At 65.2% G+C, this 330-nt stretch carries 1 pseudogene; it reads right to left on the bottom strand.

The features are described from left to right. Nucleotides 1-234 (bottom strand): annotated as a pseudogene (locus tag TN53_RS43430) (hypothetical protein); the annotation flags it as partial. Nucleotides 235-330: the final 96 nt, after the last annotated feature.

The following is a 330-nucleotide window of genomic DNA, read 5'->3' as shown; positions in this document are numbered from 1 at the left end:
CTCCTTGGGCAGTTCCTTGCTGGTCAGCGGCTTGCCCACGGTGATGGAGAGGAGGGCGCCTTCGCAGGAGCTTCGGTCGGTCGCGTAGAGGGACGTGGGTAGGGCGATCTTCTGCTCGCTGCTCGCGTCCGCGTGGAGCTCGATGCGTTTCACCCGGCGGATGTCGAAGTAGTAGACGGGTTGCGTCCCGTCGGAGAGGCGTTCCCCGCGGGCGCCGCTCGCGACTCCGTACACGAGCTTTCAGAACTCGACCTGCATGCGGATCTTGCGGCAGAGCGGGCCGTTGTACCCCGGCAGGCTGACAACCCTCACCTTGTCGTCCTCGTAGTT

This window comes from Streptomyces sp. WM6386 (assembly GCF_000972385.1).
In the GTDB taxonomy this organism is placed as follows: domain Bacteria; phylum Actinomycetota; class Actinomycetes; order Streptomycetales; family Streptomycetaceae; genus Streptomyces.
The sequence above is the reverse complement of the archived record's forward strand: the minus strand, read 5'-3'. Positions and strand labels throughout refer to the sequence as shown.